The sequence below is a fragment of the Psychrobacillus sp. FSL K6-1267 genome (assembly GCF_038003265.1).
In the GTDB taxonomy this organism is placed as follows: Bacteria; Bacillota; Bacilli; order Bacillales_A; family Planococcaceae; genus Psychrobacillus; species Psychrobacillus faecigallinarum.
Genome location: NZ_JBBOOR010000001.1, coordinates 524,506 through 543,384 on the forward strand (window position 1 = coordinate 524,506; position 18,879 = coordinate 543,384).

General features: G+C 37.2%; 16 protein-coding genes. 10 read left to right on the forward strand and 6 right to left on the reverse strand.

Translation table 11 applies throughout. The features are described from left to right. Window positions 1-121: 121 nt before the first annotated feature. The 3 genes from MHB55_RS02530 (at window position 122) to MHB55_RS02540 (ending at window position 2,450) form a co-directional block, all read left to right on the forward strand. Entirely contained in the window at window positions 122-868 is a 747-nt protein-coding gene (locus tag MHB55_RS02530) for a threonine/serine exporter family protein (RefSeq protein ID WP_144539954.1), read from the forward strand. Between the two features lie 12 nt (window positions 869-880). Further along, window positions 881-1,330: a threonine/serine exporter family protein gene (locus tag MHB55_RS02535; RefSeq protein WP_144539952.1), complete on the forward strand. Its 450-nt coding sequence runs from the start codon at window positions 881-883 to the stop codon at window positions 1,328-1,330. A 388-nt stretch (window positions 1,331-1,718) separates the two neighbouring features. Next, window positions 1,719-2,450 carry an MBL fold metallo-hydrolase gene (locus MHB55_RS02540; protein WP_154311608.1) on the forward strand — a complete coding sequence of 244 codons (732 nt, stop codon included), beginning with the start codon at window positions 1,719-1,721 and terminating at the stop codon, window positions 2,448-2,450. A gap of 98 nt (window positions 2,451-2,548) precedes the next feature. On the opposite strand, the gene MHB55_RS02545 is transcribed toward MHB55_RS02540, so the two are convergent. Next, window positions 2,549-4,576: a bifunctional diguanylate cyclase/phosphodiesterase gene (locus tag MHB55_RS02545; protein ID WP_154311606.1), complete on the reverse strand. Its 2,028-nt coding sequence runs from the start codon at window positions 4,574-4,576 to the stop codon at window positions 2,549-2,551. A gap of 148 nt (window positions 4,577-4,724) precedes the next feature. On the opposite strand from MHB55_RS02545, the gene MHB55_RS02550 reads away from it, so the two are divergent. From MHB55_RS02550 to MHB55_RS02570, 5 genes are all read left to right on the forward strand, one after another. Further along, window positions 4,725-5,654, forward strand: coding sequence for a DMT family transporter (locus tag MHB55_RS02550; RefSeq protein WP_154311604.1), 930 nt, complete (start codon window positions 4,725-4,727; stop codon window positions 5,652-5,654). 131 nt (window positions 5,655-5,785) lie between these two features. Beyond that, window positions 5,786-7,522, forward strand: coding sequence for an ABC transporter ATP-binding protein (locus MHB55_RS02555; RefSeq protein ID WP_340862486.1), 1,737 nt, complete (start codon window positions 5,786-5,788; stop codon window positions 7,520-7,522). Further along, a complete protein-coding gene (locus tag MHB55_RS02560; RefSeq protein ID WP_340862487.1) occupies window positions 7,506-9,326 on the forward strand; it encodes an ABC transporter ATP-binding protein in 1,821 nt (606 codons plus the stop codon). The genes MHB55_RS02555 and MHB55_RS02560 overlap by 17 nt, the downstream gene beginning before the upstream one ends. 15 nt (window positions 9,327-9,341) lie before the next feature. Further along, window positions 9,342-10,211, forward strand: a complete 870-nt coding sequence (locus MHB55_RS02565) for a GNAT family N-acetyltransferase (protein WP_195761953.1) — start codon at window positions 9,342-9,344, stop codon at window positions 10,209-10,211. A gap of 523 nt (window positions 10,212-10,734) precedes the next feature. Then, the gene (locus MHB55_RS02570; RefSeq protein WP_144539938.1) at window positions 10,735-11,460 is read left to right on the forward strand and encodes a glycerophosphodiester phosphodiesterase; all 726 of its coding nucleotides are present in this window, start codon (window positions 10,735-10,737) and stop codon (window positions 11,458-11,460) included. A gap of 474 nt (window positions 11,461-11,934) precedes the next feature. Here MHB55_RS02570 and MHB55_RS02575 read toward each other — a convergent pair whose 3' ends face one another. From MHB55_RS02575 to MHB55_RS02590, 4 genes are all read right to left on the reverse strand, one after another. Beyond that, window positions 11,935-12,942: a FecCD family ABC transporter permease gene (locus tag MHB55_RS02575; protein WP_144539936.1), complete on the reverse strand. Its 1,008-nt coding sequence runs from the start codon at window positions 12,940-12,942 to the stop codon at window positions 11,935-11,937. Beyond that, the gene (locus tag MHB55_RS02580) at window positions 12,939-13,937 is read right to left on the reverse strand and encodes a FecCD family ABC transporter permease (RefSeq protein ID WP_154311596.1); all 999 of its coding nucleotides are present in this window, start codon (window positions 13,935-13,937) and stop codon (window positions 12,939-12,941) included. The genes MHB55_RS02575 and MHB55_RS02580 overlap by 4 nt, the downstream gene beginning before the upstream one ends. A gap of 62 nt (window positions 13,938-13,999) precedes the next feature. Continuing rightward, complete coding sequence (locus MHB55_RS02585; RefSeq protein ID WP_154311595.1) at window positions 14,000-14,929, reverse strand: iron-hydroxamate ABC transporter substrate-binding protein; 930 nt, start codon at window positions 14,927-14,929, stop codon at window positions 14,000-14,002. Then, on the reverse strand, window positions 14,926-15,726 hold the full coding sequence (locus MHB55_RS02590; protein WP_144539930.1) for an ABC transporter ATP-binding protein: 801 nt from the start codon (window positions 15,724-15,726) through the stop codon (window positions 14,926-14,928). The genes MHB55_RS02585 and MHB55_RS02590 overlap by 4 nt, the downstream gene beginning before the upstream one ends. Before the next feature lie 120 nt (window positions 15,727-15,846). Here MHB55_RS02590 and MHB55_RS02595 point away from each other — a divergent pair, with 120 nt between their 5' ends. Next, a complete protein-coding gene (locus MHB55_RS02595) occupies window positions 15,847-16,887 on the forward strand; it encodes an NAD(P)/FAD-dependent oxidoreductase (RefSeq protein WP_144539928.1) in 1,041 nt (346 codons plus the stop codon). Between the two features lie 207 nt (window positions 16,888-17,094). On the opposite strand, the gene MHB55_RS02600 is transcribed toward MHB55_RS02595, so the two are convergent. Beyond that, window positions 17,095-18,117 carry a DUF2804 domain-containing protein gene (locus MHB55_RS02600; protein WP_144539927.1) on the reverse strand — a complete coding sequence of 341 codons (1,023 nt, stop codon included), beginning with the start codon at window positions 18,115-18,117 and terminating at the stop codon, window positions 17,095-17,097. A gap of 113 nt (window positions 18,118-18,230) precedes the next feature. Between MHB55_RS02600 and MHB55_RS02605 the strand changes: the two genes are divergently transcribed. Further along, window positions 18,231-18,722, forward strand: coding sequence for an amidase domain-containing protein (locus MHB55_RS02605; RefSeq protein WP_144540060.1), 492 nt, complete (start codon window positions 18,231-18,233; stop codon window positions 18,720-18,722). Window positions 18,723-18,879 lie beyond the last annotated feature (157 nt).

Genomic DNA, 18,879 nt, shown 5'->3' on the forward strand with positions numbered 1-18,879 from the left:
TTATAGATAAAAGCTCTTTTTCGAAATCTTCTCATTCACCTTTTTTTTGTTAGTAAATGTTATATTAGATTAAACGTTTCTAAAAAGGGAAATTGTAATGTTAGTAGAAGGAGGGTGAGGAGTGTTGAAAACCGATTATGAACTAGCGGTAGAGTGCTGTTTACTTGCTGGAAAATTGATGATGGAAAGTGGGGCAGAGACGTATCGAGCAGAGGATACAATGGATCGAATGGCATTGTCCCAACAATTGACTCAGTCCCAAAGCTTTGTGACCCCAACCGGAATTCTCTTCAGTGGCAAAAATAATCTTCCAACACGATTAGTAAGAGTAAATAATAGAACAACGGACTTAGAAAAAATTGCTCTTGTGAATGCAGTATCCCGCAAGCTAGCCTCCAATGAAATGAGTTTGGAAGAAGCATATATTGAATTAAAAAGAATTGACGAAGACCATAAGATGTATGCTTTTTGGATTCGGATCGCAGCAGCTGCAGTTGCTTCAGGTGCCTTTCTGTGGTTATTTGGCGCTCCTTTAATAGATGTACCTCATGCTATGTTTGCTGGTGGAATTGGCTATGCAGTAGCTAACTTGCTGGAAGAAAAAACGAGAGTGAAATTCTTCGCCGAATTTTTTGCAGCACTTATTATCAGTATGATTGCTATGCTCTCTATTCGTTATGGGTATGGTGTAGAAATAGACAAAATTATTATTGGCTCGGTAATGCCTCTTGTTCCAGGTTTGCTAATTACTAATGCTGTTCGTGACTTAATGGCAGGGCACTTTATGTCTGGTCTTTCAAAGGGAGCGGAAGCTTTTCTAACTGCCTTTGCAATTGGAGCGGGCGTAGCATTTATATTATCTTTATAAGGAGGAATGGATATGTCTTTTGCAGCACAGGGTATCATAAGCTTTATAGCTGCTGCGGCATTTGGAGTTATCTTTAATGCTCCAAGGAAGTCCCTCGTCTACTGTGGCTTAGTAGGAATGGTTGGTTGGCTAGTATTTTCTCTTGTGAGGTATCTCAATGATGATCCGATTATTGCTTCTTTCGCTGGAGCGTTCTCTATCGCATTCGTAGCTCACATAATGGCTAAGAAGTTTAAAATGCCTATGATTATATTTAGTGTAGCTGGTATTATTCCGCTTGTTCCAGGAGGGTCTGCTTATAATGCTATGAGAAATGTAGTGGAGGAAGATTACGGAGTAGCAGTAGAATATGCTGCACTTGCACTAATGATTTCCGGAGCGGTAGCAATGGGGTTAGTGTTCGCAGAAATTATAACGCAGATATGGTTAAAAAGCCTAAAAAGCATGAAAGTGAAAATCTAGTAAGCCGTGAGTATGGTATTCCTTACTCACGGTTTTTTCGATAGCAATATTAAATAATCTTTAAAAATTATATTTCGATAACTAGTGACCTTTTATTTGAGTTATAAAAAAGCCATTTTTCCAATGTTTATTCTCTAAAGAACATTTAACTTGTAACTGATTGGAGCGGCAGGCGACTCCAGTGGGATGATTGAGACAGATAAGCAATAACAAACGACGCGTTAGCGACGGTGTGTTTTTCGTTCACCCCACGGAAAGCGGAAATTTGAATTTTTATTTGCTATTCGTGGCAGTTATAGGCGCATGCGCTTTTCTATTGGATTAGAAGGTGTTTTAGGAATGTGAATTGAATAGAGAAGGTAAGGTTATTAATTGAAGGAGGAAGTTTATGAAGTGTAGAGTTATAGGAATGTGGGGCGGTTTTCCTAAAGAGAACGGACCTTGTTCGGGTTATTTAATTGAACAGGATGAATTTAAAGTACTATTAGACTGTGGAAGTGGGGTATTAACTAATGTTCAAAAATATGTGGATTTAAACAATATAAATCACGTGCTTTTATCCCATTATCATTACGATCATTTTAGTGATATTGGTGCTTATTTGTTTTCGAGACTAGTTAATACAAAAATTGGTAATACAGATGAGGCATTACATGTATATGGACCAGATGATGAGGAAATGAAACGTAGGGTAGAGGAGATAGAGTACTGCGAGTTCTCCACTATCGATAAAAATAGCGAGTTGCATATTGGTCCCTTTAGGTTCACTTTTATGAGAAATAACCACCCAATTAAAACGTACAGTATTAAAATTGAAAGTGGACATAAAAAGATTGTATATACTTCGGACACTAGCTACACTAGCAAACTAATAGAATTTGCAGCTGATGCTGACCTCTTAATCGCAGAAAGTAGCTTATACGATGGCATGGACGGGAGTGCTTCAGGACATATGACTTCGAGCGAAGCGGGTATGTTGGCTTATCAGTCGAAGGCTAAAAAGGTGATTTTAACCCATCTTCCACATTATGGAGAGTTAGAGGAGCTATTAGCTAGCGCTTTGAATGAAGGAAACCATGCGATTGAATTAGCACGCCCAGGAGTGCTTATTGAGCTATAGTGAAAAAAGGTACTTATGGTTAGGGAACTAAAAATATTTTAGGAAAAGAAAGAGGCCGTGATCAAGTCACGACCTCTTCTGTAAATTTAATAGCAGTATTAAACCTCGTTTAACATAATTAGCCTTTCAACTTCCTCTGCAGTAATAGGCTCGCTAATAAAATAGCCTTGCACCGCATCACAGCCCATTTCACTAAGCAGGTTAAACTGATCCTTGGTTTCAACACCTTCAGCGACAACTATAACATCTAGAGATTGTCCGAAGTGTATTAATCCTTGAATAAGCTGTTGTAGCTTTTTTTGTTGCATAATTGAGCTCACGAAGGATTTATCAATTTTTAGTTTACCAATTGGCAGTAACTGCAAGTATCTTAAAGATGCGTAACCAGTTCCAAAATCATCTAATGCAAAAGTAATTCCTTCTTGATGGAGTGTTTGCATCTGTTGGATAATTTTTTTCTCTGCCTCTGCTTCCAATGCAAACTTCTCAGTAAACTCTATTTGAATCAAGTCGGATGGACAATTATATTTTTTCAATACAGAGCGAACGGTTTTCACCATATTTTTATCTCTGAATTCTCTTATAGAGGAGTTGTAGCTAACTTTTATCCCTAAACCCTTTTGTTTCCATATTGCGGCCTGTTGGCATGCTTTTTCGAGCATAAAAGTGCCAATGTCATTAATAAGGCCCGTTTCTTCAGCGATTGGAATTAGCTCATCTGGATGAATAACTCCTAGAACCTCGTCCTTCCAACGAACTAAAGCTTCTACAGAAGTGACTTTTCCGGTAGCAACATTACGTTGAGGTAGGTACATAACATGAAAATCATTATGATTCAGTGCTTCTATTAATCTCTTTTCAATTTGGAGCGTTCTTGTAAGCTTATGATGGTCTGATTGAGAAAGAGAAGATATAATGCCTCCGCCTTCTAGTTTTACCTTTTGAAGAGTTGTATTAGTAGCCTTCAAGAGATGTAAATAGGTTTGTTGATCTTCAGGATATTTAGTGATAGCTCCACTTACTGTAATTGGGATCGCCTTGTTTTCTAAATAAATAGGATTTTGTTTTAAGAAATGTATAAATCCTTCAATATACCAATCGCTTAGAGGAGTGATAATAGCAAAATCATCTCTTCCCGCTCTGGCAATAATTGAATCTTCAAAGTAAATTTTAAGCCTTTTCGTTAGTTCAACCATTAACAATGACTCTGTTTCTACATCCAAAATCTCTTTTAGTGTATAGAAATGGTTGATGCTAATAAAAACAAAGGAAAAGTTTTTCCGTTCCTCAATATGCTCGTTTACAACTTCTTCTAAACGATGTCTGCTCATTAGCCCTGTTTCAGCATCTACGTAAGCAATTTCCTCAAGTCGTGATTGTAATAATTTTTTTTCCGTAACTTCTTCTTCCAAAAGTAGATAGTACAGCGTATTATTTTCAATATCAGTTATAGGAATTGCTAGTAATTCAACCCAATAGTTAGTTCCGTCTTTTGTCATTTTTTCTACGGTGCCTTGGTAGGTATTTCCTCTTTGAATGCAATTCATTACTTCATCTGCCACTGCTATATGCTCGGGTGTATTAGGGAAAAGCTGCCAAAAGGATTTTCCTATGATTCTTTTTGGGGTCCAATTACTTTTCTTCAGGAACAGGTCATTGGCATGCATGATCAGTCCTTCTTTATCCAAATATAGGACCATAAAACTTTGAGAAAGTGCTTTTTTCAGTAAGTCTAATTCAAATGATGCTGTTTGATCAGTATCGTTTATTCGATTGGAATCCAATTGGAATAAAGCATACGTAGCATTGTTAATAGAAAGGGATTTTACTATAAGCGTTGTTTTTAATAACTGCTGGTCTTTTGTGTACAGGGTTACTGGATTAATACGAATTGCTTCTTCCTTCGTCATAATCTTTTCCCACTTAGCTGATAGATGACCGAGAGTATAATCGTTAAAAAAAGGTAATCTTGCACCCTTTACTTCTTCGGAAGTATAACCAAAGTGCTTTTCAGCTTCATAGCCCCACCAAACGATTAGACCATCCTGGTCTGTTAAAAAGGTCGGATATGGTATATGATTCAACACAGCTTCACTTAAATCTAGTTCTTTTGCTTGCAGATACATCGTCAGGCCCCCATAAAAATTATCTATAAGTAATTATACAGAATTTAGAGAATATAGTCATTAGCCTAGAACAATATATTCATAAAAAAAAATAATATAGGTTATATTACCTGTGAAAATATTAAAACATTAATGGAGGGTGATTAAAATGGAACGAGGAAAAGGAATTTTTCTAATTATTTTAGGTTCTATTCTCTGGGGTGCAACAGGACCAATGATGGAATGGGTTCTACATAATAGTGAAGTAACCGTGTCATTCTTCCTAACAGTCCGACTGATTGTGGCTGGAATGAGTATACTAATCTTTTTAATGCTACAAAGAAAAAAAGTGTTTGCAATATGGAAGGAGCCCGTTTGGTTAAAGCAATTATTTATTTTTGCGATACTAGGGATGCTAGGAATTCAATACACTTTTATTGCAGCAATTGAGGCTAGTAATGCATCTATAGCCACGCTTCTACAATTCCTTGGTCCTATTTATATTATTATGTACGTTTCCTGTAAGGGGAAGGTCTTTCCTCCTAAGTATCAGGTGATAGGAATAATAGGAACGCTGGTTGGATTGTTTTTATTGCTAACTAATGCACAAATAGGTGGACTATTAATCAGCAACAAGGCGCTGTTTTGGGGGTTATTGCTTGGTATTGCTTTTTCAATATATACCGTCTATCCAGCTAGGCTGATGAAAGAATGGGGTGTACTCGTTGTTGTTGGTTGGGGAATGCTAATTGGTGGGATTGTCCTATCAACTGTCTCTCAAATTTGGAGCACTAGTCAATGGAATGAATTGTTGGAATATCCAATTATTATATTCGTGGTACTGATTATTTTTATGGGGACTATTGCATTTGTTATGTTCCTCTCAAGCATGAAATACATAACAGCGGTGGAGACAAGTATTTTATCTAGTATAGAGCCTTTAACAGCGATGATTATATCAGTATTTTGGTTTAATCAAATCCTAGGCGGTTGGCAATACACAGGTGTAGTAGTCATGCTTTTATTTGTGACGTGGCTTTCGGTAGCGGGTGATGTCAATTTGGATTTATTAAAAAAACTTAAAAAAAGAAGAGGATAGAATGCTTTTATATCTCCTTATCGACAAATAAACAGATTATTATTTTTTTTCTATTTATTAGCTATGGGATATGGCATAATAGATTTTACAGTAAATTAATTCGAGTGACGAAGAATTTAGGAGTGTTTTAGATGAAGACCATTTTTTCTTATTTAAAGCCATATAAGTGGCTTGTCATTGCTGCGCTATTTTTTATGCTAGTTGAGCTTTCGGTAGAGCTCATTCAGCCGCTATTAATTGCAGTTATTATAGATGATGGTATCGTCGCGGGGGACCAATCATCTATCATATTTTGGGGAAGTATTATGTTGGTCCTCTCTATCGTGGCATTTTTTGCTGGTATTATTAATACTTTCATAGCTTCTCATGCAGTGCAGAGCTATGGCTACGATATACGTCAGGCCTTGTTTCGACAAGTCCAGTCCTTTACGATGACAACTTTTCTAAAATTTCCAACGTCTAGTTTAATCACTAGACTCACAAGTGACGTTACGATTACTCAAAATCTTATATTTATGGGTCTCCGAATTATGCTTAGAGCTCCATTACTAGTAGTAGGAAGTATTATAATGTCCTTTTTCGTCCATCCAAAGCTAGCACTATATTTAGTTATTGGTGCACCATTTCTATTGGTCTTTCTCTATTTAATGAGTCGAAAAGGATTAACATTGTTTTCCAAAGTACAAAAAAGCGTGGACAGTGTTACACGTAAGATTCAAGAAAACCTGCAGGCAGTTCGTTTGATAAAGGCTTATTTAAGAGGTGATTTCGAATCTAGTAGATTTGGAAAAGTCGCAGACATTCTAAAAGTAGACAATGTAAAAGCATTTCGAATTATGGAGTTAATACTTCCAGTTCTTTTGTTTGTTATGAATGTAAGCTTAATGGCAGTACTATGGTTTGGAGCAAAGGAAATTCAAACTGGTGGCGCGCAAATTGGTGAGCTGGTTGCAATCGTCAATTATGCAATGCGAATGACGGGTGCTTTTTCTATGTTTTCTTTCATTATCATATTCTTTTCACGTGCAAAAGCTTCATCTGAACGAATGGAAGAAGTGCTGTTAGTTGAAGATGGCATTGAAAATATTGATAGCCAAATAGTAGAAAAGCCTTCTAGTATTGGTAAATTAGAATTTCAAAATGTTTCCTTTACATACCCAGAAACGTTGAACCCTGTGTTACAAGATGTTTCCTTTATAGTAAAGCCTGGTTCTAAGCTTGCCATCATGGGTGCAACAGGTTCAGGTAAATCTACCTTGCTCAATTTAATCCCACGATTTTTTGATGCGACAGAAGGCGGGATATTGGTTAACGAAAAAGAAGTGCAGCAATGGTCTTTAAAAGAGCTTAGACAAGTGATTGGACTAGTACCTCAGCAATCGATCCTCTTTACAGGTAGTATTGAAGAAAATCTAGGCTGGGGAGACTCGATGGCTACAGAGGAGTTATTGAAAGAAGCGGCGAAGCAGGCGCAAATACATAATTCCATTGAGCAGTTTCCTGATCAATACGATACTAGGGTAGGCCAAAAAGGAGTTAATTTGTCTGGAGGACAAAAGCAAAGGCTTTCTATTGCTAGAGCATTAGTGCGTAAGCCAGAGATTTTACTATTTGATGATAGTACAAGTGCGTTAGATGTAGCTACAGAGAATGCCTTATGGGAAGCCTTAGAAGGAGAAAATGCTACAATGCTGGTAATAACACAAAAAATTAGAACTGCTAAGGGTGCAGATCAAATACTTCTTCTAGAGGAAGGGCAAGTATCGGCATATGGCACGCACGATGAGCTAATGAAAAATTCTCCTCTGTATAGAGAGATTGCAGAATCGCAACAGGAGGTGGACGAACAAGATGAACTTCATTCGTAAACCTTTTGGCTATGAGCCGGTTATAACAAAGGAAGATTTGAAAAAGAAGAACAAAAAGAAAATTGATAAGGCATCGGATTGGAAGGGTGTGCTTAGTCGCATTTGGAAGCTAGTGGATGAACAGCGCTTTTTACTCATTGTTGTATTGATGTTAGTAGTAGTTAGTTCAGCCCTATCCTTATTAGGACCATATTTAATAGGGGTAATTATTGATGAATATATTTCGGTAAATGTGTTTGAAGGTCTAGCAAGCTTAATTGGCATTTTAATAATTGTCTATGTATTTCTTTCTATCTCAATGTATTTACAAAGCTATTGGATGATTGGAATTTCCCAGCAAACAATCTATAGACTTCGTACAGTTTTGTTTAATAAGCTTCAAAAACTCCCGGTGTCTTTTTTCGATAAGCGTCAGCATGGGGAGCTTATGAGTAGAATGACTAACGATATTGAAAACGTTAGTCAGACGTTAAACTCCTCCTTTATACAAGTCTTCTCTAGCGTTTTAACTTTAGTTGGAACTACGGTCGTTATGCTAATGTTAAGTCCGCTACTAACGCTAGTGACATTAGTCATTGTTCCAGTAATGTTCTTTGCGATGAAATGGATTACCAAAAGAACATCGAAACTTTTCAAGGAACAGCAGCAGGCAGTGGGGGAATTGAATGGGATGATTGAGGAAACCATTTCCGGACAGCGAATTGTCAAAGCATTCTCTCAGGAGCAGCGTATGCTAGAGGAATTTGCGGTTAAAAGTGAACGTCTAAAACGAACTGGATTTTGGGCGCTTACATATTCTGGATTTATACCTAAGGTTATGAACCTTTTGAACAATACAAGCTTTACATTGGTTGCAGCTGCGGGAGGAGTACTAGCTTACCATGGTTATGTGTCTATCGGAGAAATTGTTATTTTTACGGAATATGCACGTCAATTTACTAGACCTTTAAACGATTTAGCTAACCAGTTTAATACTGTGCTCTCAGCTATTGCAGGAGCTGAACGTGTTTTTGCTATCATTGATGAGCCAGAAGAAAAGGATACAGCGGTAGATAATAATGACTATAAGCTCAAAGGTAATGTGGTTTTTGAAAACGTAACCTTTAAATACAATAAAGATGATGAAAAACCAACTATTGATAATGTGTCCTTCAAGGTAGAGGCAGGTCAGACTGCTGCTTTAGTAGGTGCTACGGGTGCTGGTAAAACAACTATTATGCAGTTATTAGCTCGGTTTTATGAAGCAAATGATGGTAAGGTTTTAATTGATAATATTGCTATTGATGAAATGCCTAGAAATACTTTAAGAAGCCAAACTGCTTTTGTTTTGCAGGATCCTTTCCTTTTTGAAATGAGTGTAAAAGAAAATATACAATATGGAAAGCTAAATGCGACAGATGAAGAAATTGTTCAGGCAGCTAAGGAAGCGAATGCACATGAATTTATCACGAAGCTACCTAATGGATATGATACTATTTTATCGGCAGATGGCAGTGAGATAAGTCAGGGGCAAAAGCAACTGCTTTCTATTGCAAGAGCTTTAGTTGCAGATCCAGCAATCTTGTTGTTAGATGAAGCTACCTCGAGCATTGATACTGTAACAGAGCTTAAAATACAAGAAGCACTGGAAAGATTGATGGAAGGTAGAACGAGTTTTGTAATAGCCCATCGCTTAAATACGGTAAGAAAAGCAGATTTAATATTTGTCATGGAAAATGGAAAGCTGATAGAATCAGGATCACAAGAGGAACTTATAAATACGCAAGGTCGTTTTTATAGTATGCTGATGAATTCAAAGATTTAGAAGGGAAGTATGTACATGGACATATCAGTTATGACTGTGTCAATTCCAGTTGACGGTGAAACGTTAGAGGAAATAAAAATATTAGTGGATGAAGCTACTCATGTAGATTTAATCAATTATAGTCGTTTGTTAAACGTTACAGAGTTAACGGACTATTTTTTGAAAGGTTTTTGCATATTAGTTTATAATGATGATTCAGACCAATTAGTCGGTATTTTAACTGCCATAGATCGTTTAGGAACAATAGATTATGAATGGAGTGCCTTGGTACTCCCGAGTGCAAGAAAAGCAGGCATAGCAAGCAAAATGTTCCAGGAGCTCAATAGAAACTTAGAGCTAAGGGGAGCTACAGCCGATATCGCTCTAGTTCCTAGTACTGCGACGATTGGTCAACATATGCTGACAAGTAATGGATACTCTCATGAGATTTCAGAAATTACCATGGTCGCGAATACTGCTCCTGAACAAACGAAAAGTGAATTTGAAATAGCTCCTTTTGTAAATGAAGGAGATGAGCTTATAAATGTTCTGAAGAGTGCATTTGGTGACACTCAAGAAGAAGCAAAAGAAATGATATCCTTTAATTTGCAAACCCCAAATAGAAAGCTGATGCTTGCAAAGCAAGCTAATAAAGTATTAGGTACTGCTACGACGGTAGATAACCAAGAACAGCTATGGATTACAGGTTTAGCCGTGCATAATGATGCAAGAGGTAAGGGAGTAGCAAAGGCTCTGTTAAATTGGTGTAAGCATGAGGCATACATTTTAGGGAAACAACAAGTTTATTTGGATGTAGAAACCGATAATGATATAGCGCTATCAGTTTATCAAAAACAAGGCTTTCAAACAGCAGCGCATACTCTTTTTTATAGAAGAAAAAATTAAAGGAAAGGGTGGTCCAAGAAACTGGATCACCCTTTTTTGTACAGTGAATTAATAACACTAATTGAGCTGAACACGGAAGATTAAGATAACATTTACAAAGTCTAAACATAACCACTATATTCTTTTCATACTATCACTATAAGATGAATGTATAAACATTCAATCGTAAAGGAGAGATCTTATTGGGGTTAAACGAACATCATGTAACAATGAAAAATTCAGACAAAAGGTTACATTCAATGCGGATTACCCACGTAAAACAAAAAATTCAAATCACTCTACAATGGATGATATTAAAAAAAACTCGTCCACCTAAGCGTAAATACATAAAGATTCCACCGAGAATATAGAACCTGCCTCTTTATATAAGAGGTTTTTTTGAAGAGAAATTACATTTATCTCGCTTTAGCAAGTCGCATTTTCAGACAAAGGTTAGGTTAGTCAGGACATGATAATAAAATCCATTTACATATTGTTCCATCAAAAGATATACTAACTATAACAAATATGAGGGAGGTATATTATGAAAATTTATGCACATAGAGGCTCATCTGGAACGCATCCTGAAAACACTATTTCGGCCTTTAAAGCAGCAGCAGCTTTACCTGTACATGGAGTAGAATTTGATGTTCATATGACAAAAGATGGAGAACTTGTAGTTATCCACGATGAGAAAATTAATCGAACTTCCAATGGACAAGGTTATGTGAAGGATATGACGCTAGCGCAATTAGAATCCTACGATTTTGGTGCATGGTTCTCATCAAAATTTAAAGGTGAAAAGATCCCCACTCTAAGAGAAGTTTTATATGTGTTTAAGGATACTCATCATCATATTAATATTGAATTGAAGTCTGACGTTTTTCCATACGAAGGAATGGAAGAGAAAGCAATCAATATGTTAAGAGATTATAGATTAGTAAATCGTGTCGTTATTTCCTCCTTTAATCATGAAATGATACAAAGTTTTAAAGAGAAGGCTCCAGAGGTGGAGACAGCTATCTTATTCATGGAAGTGATGGTGGCCCCACATTTATATGCGGAGGCTGTAGGAGCGGATGCCTTGCACACTTTCTTTCCGACGGTATTTAGAAGAATGGGACAAGAAGCAGTAGCAAGTGGAAAAAAAGTACGCGTCTTCACTGTAAATGAAGAGGCTTATGTGGATATGTTAATGTCAGTAGGAATAGATGCCATTTTTACTGACTATCCAAAGAAAATGCTAGACTACTTAAATAATCGAAAATAATAAAAAAGATAGTGTGAAATCACACTATCTTTTTTATATAGACATTCTAAATAGATCAAGACCTAATGCTCATGACGTTTTTATTGAGCGGAGAAATTTATAAATAATATATTACCATTACGGACAAATCTGGTGTTGAAAGTAACAAAACAACCTTTGAGGTTACATTTACAATTTGATAGCCATAACCAAAGCGCAATTACTATTCTTAAAGCTCGAAGATATTCTAGTTTAGTGAACTAGAACAAAAATGAAATAATTATGTAGTAGCTTGTTTTGTTGCAAGCAATTTATTTTTTGTTGATTGGAGCGACAGGCGGCGACTCCAGCGGGATGAGTGAGACAGATAAGACATCCCAAACGACGCGTAAGCGACGGGGATGGCTTATCGCTCACCCCGCGGAAAGCGTCCGACTAAAGCGGAAATCACTCACTTTGATTTAATATACATATGCTTTTTCTAAAAAAAATCATTTATTTCCTTAATAACAAATACATAAAGTAAGGTGCGCCTATTAACGCGACTACAATTCCGGTAGGGATGCCACTCGGCTCGATAACATTTCTTCCGATAGTATCTGCTAACAGAAGCAACCAGCCACCTAAAAGAATACAAATAGGCAAAAACAGCTGATGACGTGGGCCTACAAGAGACTTTGCTATATGTGGAGCCATGAGTCCTATAAAAGCAATTCCTCCAGTTACACTAACTGCTGACGCAGCTAGAGCTACTGCTACTAAAAGAAAAATAATACGTTCTTTTTCAATAGAGACGCCTACTCCAATTGCAGCGGGCTCACTTAAACCTAAGAGATTTAGGCGATTAGCACGATACATAGTAAAAGGAACTAAAACAATGAGCCATGGAAGAAGAGCTAAAATGAATGGCCAATCAGCTCCCCATATATTACCTGCTAGCCATTTAGCTATAAAGTCGACCTTTTGCGTCTCCGCAGAGGAAATAATAACAATCATTAATCCCGAAAGAGCCATTGAAAAACCAACACCAATGAGAACTAAACGAACAGGCTGCAATCCAATTTCTCGATTATAGGAAAAAATATAAATGACAAATGCTGTTATTAAAGCTCCTAAAAATGCTACAAGAGGAAGCATATATATGAAGGAGCCAGGCTGTATAGGAAAGTAGAGAAAGAAAACAGCAATTGCAACACCAGCCCCAGAATTTATCCCAATTATTCCGGGATCAGCCAAATCGTTCCTAGTAACTCCCTGCAAAATTGCACCGGATAGAGCTAAAGCCATTCCGGCTAATAAGGTAATAATAATTCTAGGTAAGCGAACAGAAAAAAATACAAATTCCTCTTTAAAAGACCCATTCCCTAGAATAGTTGGCAACAACCGGTTAAAGGATAGGGAAGAGTAGCCGATTCCAGCGCTTAGAAAAGCCGTTAATAAGATTAAAGCAAGAAGACTAAAAAATAGTATTCGTTGTTTTTTTATTGTTTTTGGATGAATCATTGAAATACTTTACCCCCTTTTCGTACGATGATTAGAAAGAAGGGTAAGCCCATTATAGCAATGATTGCAGCAACAGGAGTCTCATAAGGCATATTTATGGTGCGCCCAATCGTATCGGCAAGAACCATAAGAATGGCTCCTACTATTGCTGACATAGGGATGATGAATCGATAATCCGTTCCAACAATAGCTCGAACTATATGTGGAACCATCAGCCCAACAAAAGCCATGTTCCCTACAAGTGCCACCGAAGATCCAGCAAGTAAAATAACCACTATGAAGAGTACCATTTTCACTAAAAGTATTCTTTGCCCAAGACCAACTGCTACCTCTTCATTTAAACTTAAAATTGTTAGCTGTCTGGAAAGAAGCAGTGAAACCAATATCCCTAAAATAATAAAAGGGGAGATTATTTGTAGCTGACTCCAAGATGTACCTATTAAGCCTCCTGAAGTCCACATAGACACATCCTTAGAGATTTTAAAATAGATACCTACTCCATCTGCAATTGCATACAGGAAAGCAGAAACTGCAGCCCCCGCAAGAACAATACGTAAAGGAGAAAAACCTCCTTTTCTTGCTGCCCCTATACTAAAAACCATGATGGCCCCCACAGCAGAGCCTATAAAGCAGGCGATTGTAATACCCAAGTAATTGGTTGCAGGAAGAAGGGCAATAGTTACCGCTAACGCAGCATTTGCTCCTGAGGTCAGACCTAACAAACCAGGATCTGCTAAAGGATTTCGTGTTATACCTTGCATAATAGCTCCTGAAATTGCCAGAGCAGCCCCTACTAAAACTGCTCCAACTTCTCTAGGAAGACGTATTTCTCGCAGTATATTAATAGAATCACTTTTGATAGTAGAGAAAACAGCATTCCATACATCCTGCACAGTTGTTTGAGCAGCTCCGAGCACCAAAGCTAAACAAAACACAACAATAAGCAACAGGCCCCCGATTAAAAATTTTAAACTGAAATGCGCAGAAGATTTCATATTATTATTCCTTTCCTAACATGAAGAAGGAGGAATTCCTAATATGAATCCCTCCAACATATTTATTTACTGTTCAAAAATTGTTCTTTAAAAAATTCTAGCTGATTATCTAATGAAATTGGATCGTTGAAATAAAATTCTTCTGCATTTGCCTCAAAGACACGTCCGTTTTTTACTGCAGGAATATTTTTATATACATCTGTTTCTTGGAAAGAGTTATCTTGAGTGGAAACCTTGCTGAAAATGATATAGTCTCCTGCATATTCAGGAAGAACTTCTAATGATAAGGCATAATATCCATCCTTTAAAGCCATTTCCTGTACTTTCTTAGGCATTGCTAGATTCATTTCCTGATAGAGAATTTCTGTCCCTCGTCCCCAGTTATCGCCGAAAACATAAATTTGTTTGTCAAAATTTTCAATGACAGAAACAGTTGCATCTTCCCCAATTTTTGCTTTTATTTCTTCGCCAGCTTTTTGTGCACGCTCTTTAAAATCATCAATCCATTCCTGAGCCTCTTTTTCCTTGTTTAATAACTTTCCTATTTCTAATTGCTGTTCCAAGTAGTCTACTTTTCCATATGTGAAAGTTACTGTAGGAGCAATCTCTTTTAATTTATCAAGATTTTGAGCAGTGGAAAGTCCAATGATTAAATCAGGATCTAATTCAATGATTTTTTCCAGATTTTCTTCTGAAATCTCTTCTACATCCGCAAAGTATTCATTAAATTGAGGATTTGATTTAGCCCAAGCGTCCACACCAACAATGTTTACTCCAAGTGAAGCTACATTTCCCGCATAGGTAGAGACTACTACCACACGTTTCGGATTTGCAGGAACTTCGATAGGGCCTTCCTCGGATTCATATGTAATAGTATCAGTTTCATTTTTATCATTATTGCTATTTGCGTCTGTATTACTAGACTCATCACTATTACAAGCAGCTAATGTTAATATAAGTAAAATTAAAAACGGCATTAATAGCTTTTTCATATTTTATATTCTCCCTTAAGTAAGTTATAAGTGATGCACATAGGTTTATTTGTTCGGGGATCTTTACCTATTTCTGCATCAATTTGGAACACATTTCTTAACACATCTTTTGAAATAACTTCATTGCAATCTCCGGCTTTAACAATTTGTCCACCTTTTAGTGCAATTATATAATCAGCAAAACGAGCCGCCTGGTTTAAATCATGTAAAACCATTACAATTGTTCTCTTTTCTTGTTGATTTAATTTTTGTAAAAGCTCTAATACCTCTAATTGGTGTGCCATATCCAGATAAGTGGTTGGCTCATCTAAAAAGATGATTTCGGTTTCCTGTGCAAGAGCCATAGCAATCCATACTCTTTGGCGTTGTCCGCCTGAAAGTGAATCTACTGGTAGATATTTAAAATTGATCGTCCCAGTTACTTCCAAAGCCCAATCAATTACTTCATAATCTTTTTGGCTTAGGCGTCCAAACCCATTTTGATAGGGGAATCGACCATATGACACAAGCTCTCCAACTGTGAGTCCACTTGCACTCTCAGGAGTTTGCGGAAGGATCGCCATCTTTTTAGCTAGTACTTTAGTGTTTTCCCTTGAGACTGTTTTGCCATCTAGAACAATGGAGCCAGAGTGATGGGGAATAATCCGAGTGATAGCTTTTAGTAGGGTGGATTTTCCACAGCCATTAGGTCCGATAATCGTCGTAATTTTTTGATCGGGAATCTGTACAGAAAGATCCTTCACTATGAGTTTTTCGCCGTAACCTATAGACAAATCCTCTGTAAAAAGGCGAACCATTTCAAAACCTCCAAACTAACAGTTGATAAAATTAGTGATAACGATTATCATTATCATAAAGAAACTATATGGAATTTTTGGACAGAAGTCAACAATAACTTTTAGAGGAGACTAAAGCATATGCAGGATGTATTTGATGTAACAATCATTGGTGGTGGTCCAGCAGGATTATATTCAGCTTTTTATAGTGGATTACGAGAAATGAGGACAAAAATTATTGAATTTCAGCCTCAGTTGGGCGGAAAAATACATGTATACCCTGAAAAAATGATATGGGATGTAGGGGGACAGCCTCCTATATCAGGTGAACGTTTGATAGGTCAGCTGGTGGAGCAGGGGCTAACGTTTAATCCAGAGGTTGTATTAAATGAAAAGGTAGAATCCATCACCAAAAGCAATGAAAAGATTTTTTGCTTAACAACTGCATCCGGTCAAGTCCATTACTCTAAGACGATTATCCTCGCTATCGGAGGTGGGATTCTTAATCCACTTAAGTTAGATATAGAAGGGGCAGAACGTTTTGAAGTAAGTAATTTAAATTACACTATTAAATCTAAACGTCGCTTCAAGGATAAAACGGTTATTATCTCTGGCGGTGGAAACTCTGCGATTGATTGGGCAAACGAGCTGGAGCCAATTGCAAAAAAGGTTTATGTTACTTACAGAAAAGATGCATTAAACGGACATGAGGCGCAAATTACTCAATTGATGAACAGTACGGTCACCTGCTTATTTAATACGTCTATCTCTAAATTAATTGCGTCGAATAACCATGAAATTATCGAGCAAGTGGCGTTGACGAATAATGAAACAGGAGAAGTGAACTTCTTAGACATTGATGAGGTAATTATCAATCATGGCTATGAAAGAGACGCGGAACTTATTGAAAATAGTACAGTCAACATTGCGGTAAAGGATGAATATTACGTAGACGGTACAAGTACAAGCGAGACATCCGTAGCAGGCATTTATGCCGCTGGGGACATATTAGCTCATCCCGGGAAGCTCCATTTAATAGCGGGTACATTTCAGGACGCAGCTAACGCTGTAAACCGTGCAAAACGTTTTATTCAGCCAGATGCCCATAGTGCAGCAATGGTTTCCTCTCATAATGAGATTTTTAAAGAAAAAAATAAACAAATGCTTGAGCTACTTATTTAAAAAGTGAAGTTCAATTATTACTAGAGTGAACAGCAAAGATAGCTTATCAACTAACAAAAGGATCGTAGCCTGCATTTCTTTAGAATCCTTTAATAATATTGTTCATTTCATGTAAAATTGTTGGCATGCTGAAATTGATTTAAATATATATGTTTTAGACAAGAGGGTGCAAAAGAATTAATTCTTTTGCACCCTCTTGTTTATATCTTACCATTTGGCCTTATGCTCTTCTATACATCCAAGCATCTGTAGAATCTGTAAAGTTGGGCCATCCTCCAATTGGATTTTTCCATTGTAGTAACCCATCATCTGGTTTACTTCTGATGAAACCAGTTTTGCATCTGTCTTAGCTACTCTATGGAAGAAGGGGGTAAAGGTTAAATCTACATCATTAGAAAACTTCGTTTTAATCGTCCATGGTACCATGAAGTCATTTGTTTGATAGTGAAAAATCAAATCCTCATGAATCTTCGTTAAGATTCCATCTACAATCACAGCATTTTCAGTCATACCAGTTCCGTCAGTCCATTTACCTCCAAGGTTTAAGCCAATTCGTTTTAAGCCTACACGTTGTGAAGCAAACCCCCAGTTCCATGTTGCTTGACGCGGCCAGACCCCTCTTCCATAGTCCAAGACTGCAAAGTTGTCATGCTCCTGAAGGTGATAGCGGGAATCTCCCATTTTTACAAAACCCTTGGTAGGTAAGAGGTGGTGCTTTGCGGTAAATTGAAATTGAGTCCTATTCCAAGGAATCACCACATTCAGGGAATCATCGTCTGGTGGATGGGTGATATGTATGTCAGCGTGTAACATTTCTCCATCAAAATTAGGAACAGTAACTGTCATATGGGTCTCATTTTGAATATACAAAAGTTGGATGGACATTTCCTCCGAATGAAGGTGAACGCTTTCTAATACCTGATCAGGCATCTTAACTTTATTGCCTAAGGGAATGGTTACGGTCTTTTCAACAAAGCGTTGTGTTTCGTAATTCAGGAAATAGACAAAGCAGACGGCTGCGTAGTCTAAGTGGCTAATAGTTGCTGAGAATAGAATTTCATCTCCAAACACACACCAGTAATTCCACTTTTTCTTCCGCATATAATGACCCTTTAAGTTACTTTCAATTATTGGCTTTCTAGCAAAACCTATTGCCTTGGGATTTAGATTCCCTTTATCATCGCATAGCAAAGTCGGCGAGGTGATTTCCTTTTCTGCATGTTGTCGCATAAGCCAACTTCCTTTCCTAAAATATAAATTGAATTCACAAAAAATTTCCAGTTACCTTCATACTAGCATATATTTTCGATGAATACATATAAACAGAATAGAAGGAGGTGGAAATTTTGGTAAAATATAATCGGCAAGCAGCAGTTCAGTACGCGGAAACATGGTGGAATAGCTATAACCCTAATTTTCCTATTTTTGATGTGGACTGTACGAATTATATTTCTCAATGCTTGCTCGCTGGAGGCGCTCCTATGAGAGGGCAGCCTAATAGGCAGAAAGGTTGGTGGTTAGGAAACAATACATGGAGTCTAAGTTGGTCAACACCCCATTCTTTACGCTGGTACCTAGCTGGCTCTACTATTGGGCTACAAGCCAAACAAGTGAATTCAGCGCAAGAACTGATTCTTGGAGATCTAATATTTTATGATTTTGAGGGAGACGGCCGATGGGATCATTCAACAATCGTAACACGTATTCAAGATGGAGTACCCTACGTAAATGCGCACACTAATAATAGTAGAAACAGGTACTGGGACTATCATGACTCATATGCTTATACATCAAATACGAAATATATATTCTTCCATGTTAAGGACGATTTCTAAGGGGTTTTATAAGGAGGAGAAAAGGGAGGGCGAATAAAACGCCCTTTCTTTTTATTTGTTTATATGACTGATTAGCAACTAGTCGTGATTATTATGATTATTGAAATTGACGATTTCTTTCAACAAGTTCTACTTATGTGTAAAAAGTGTTCAAAAC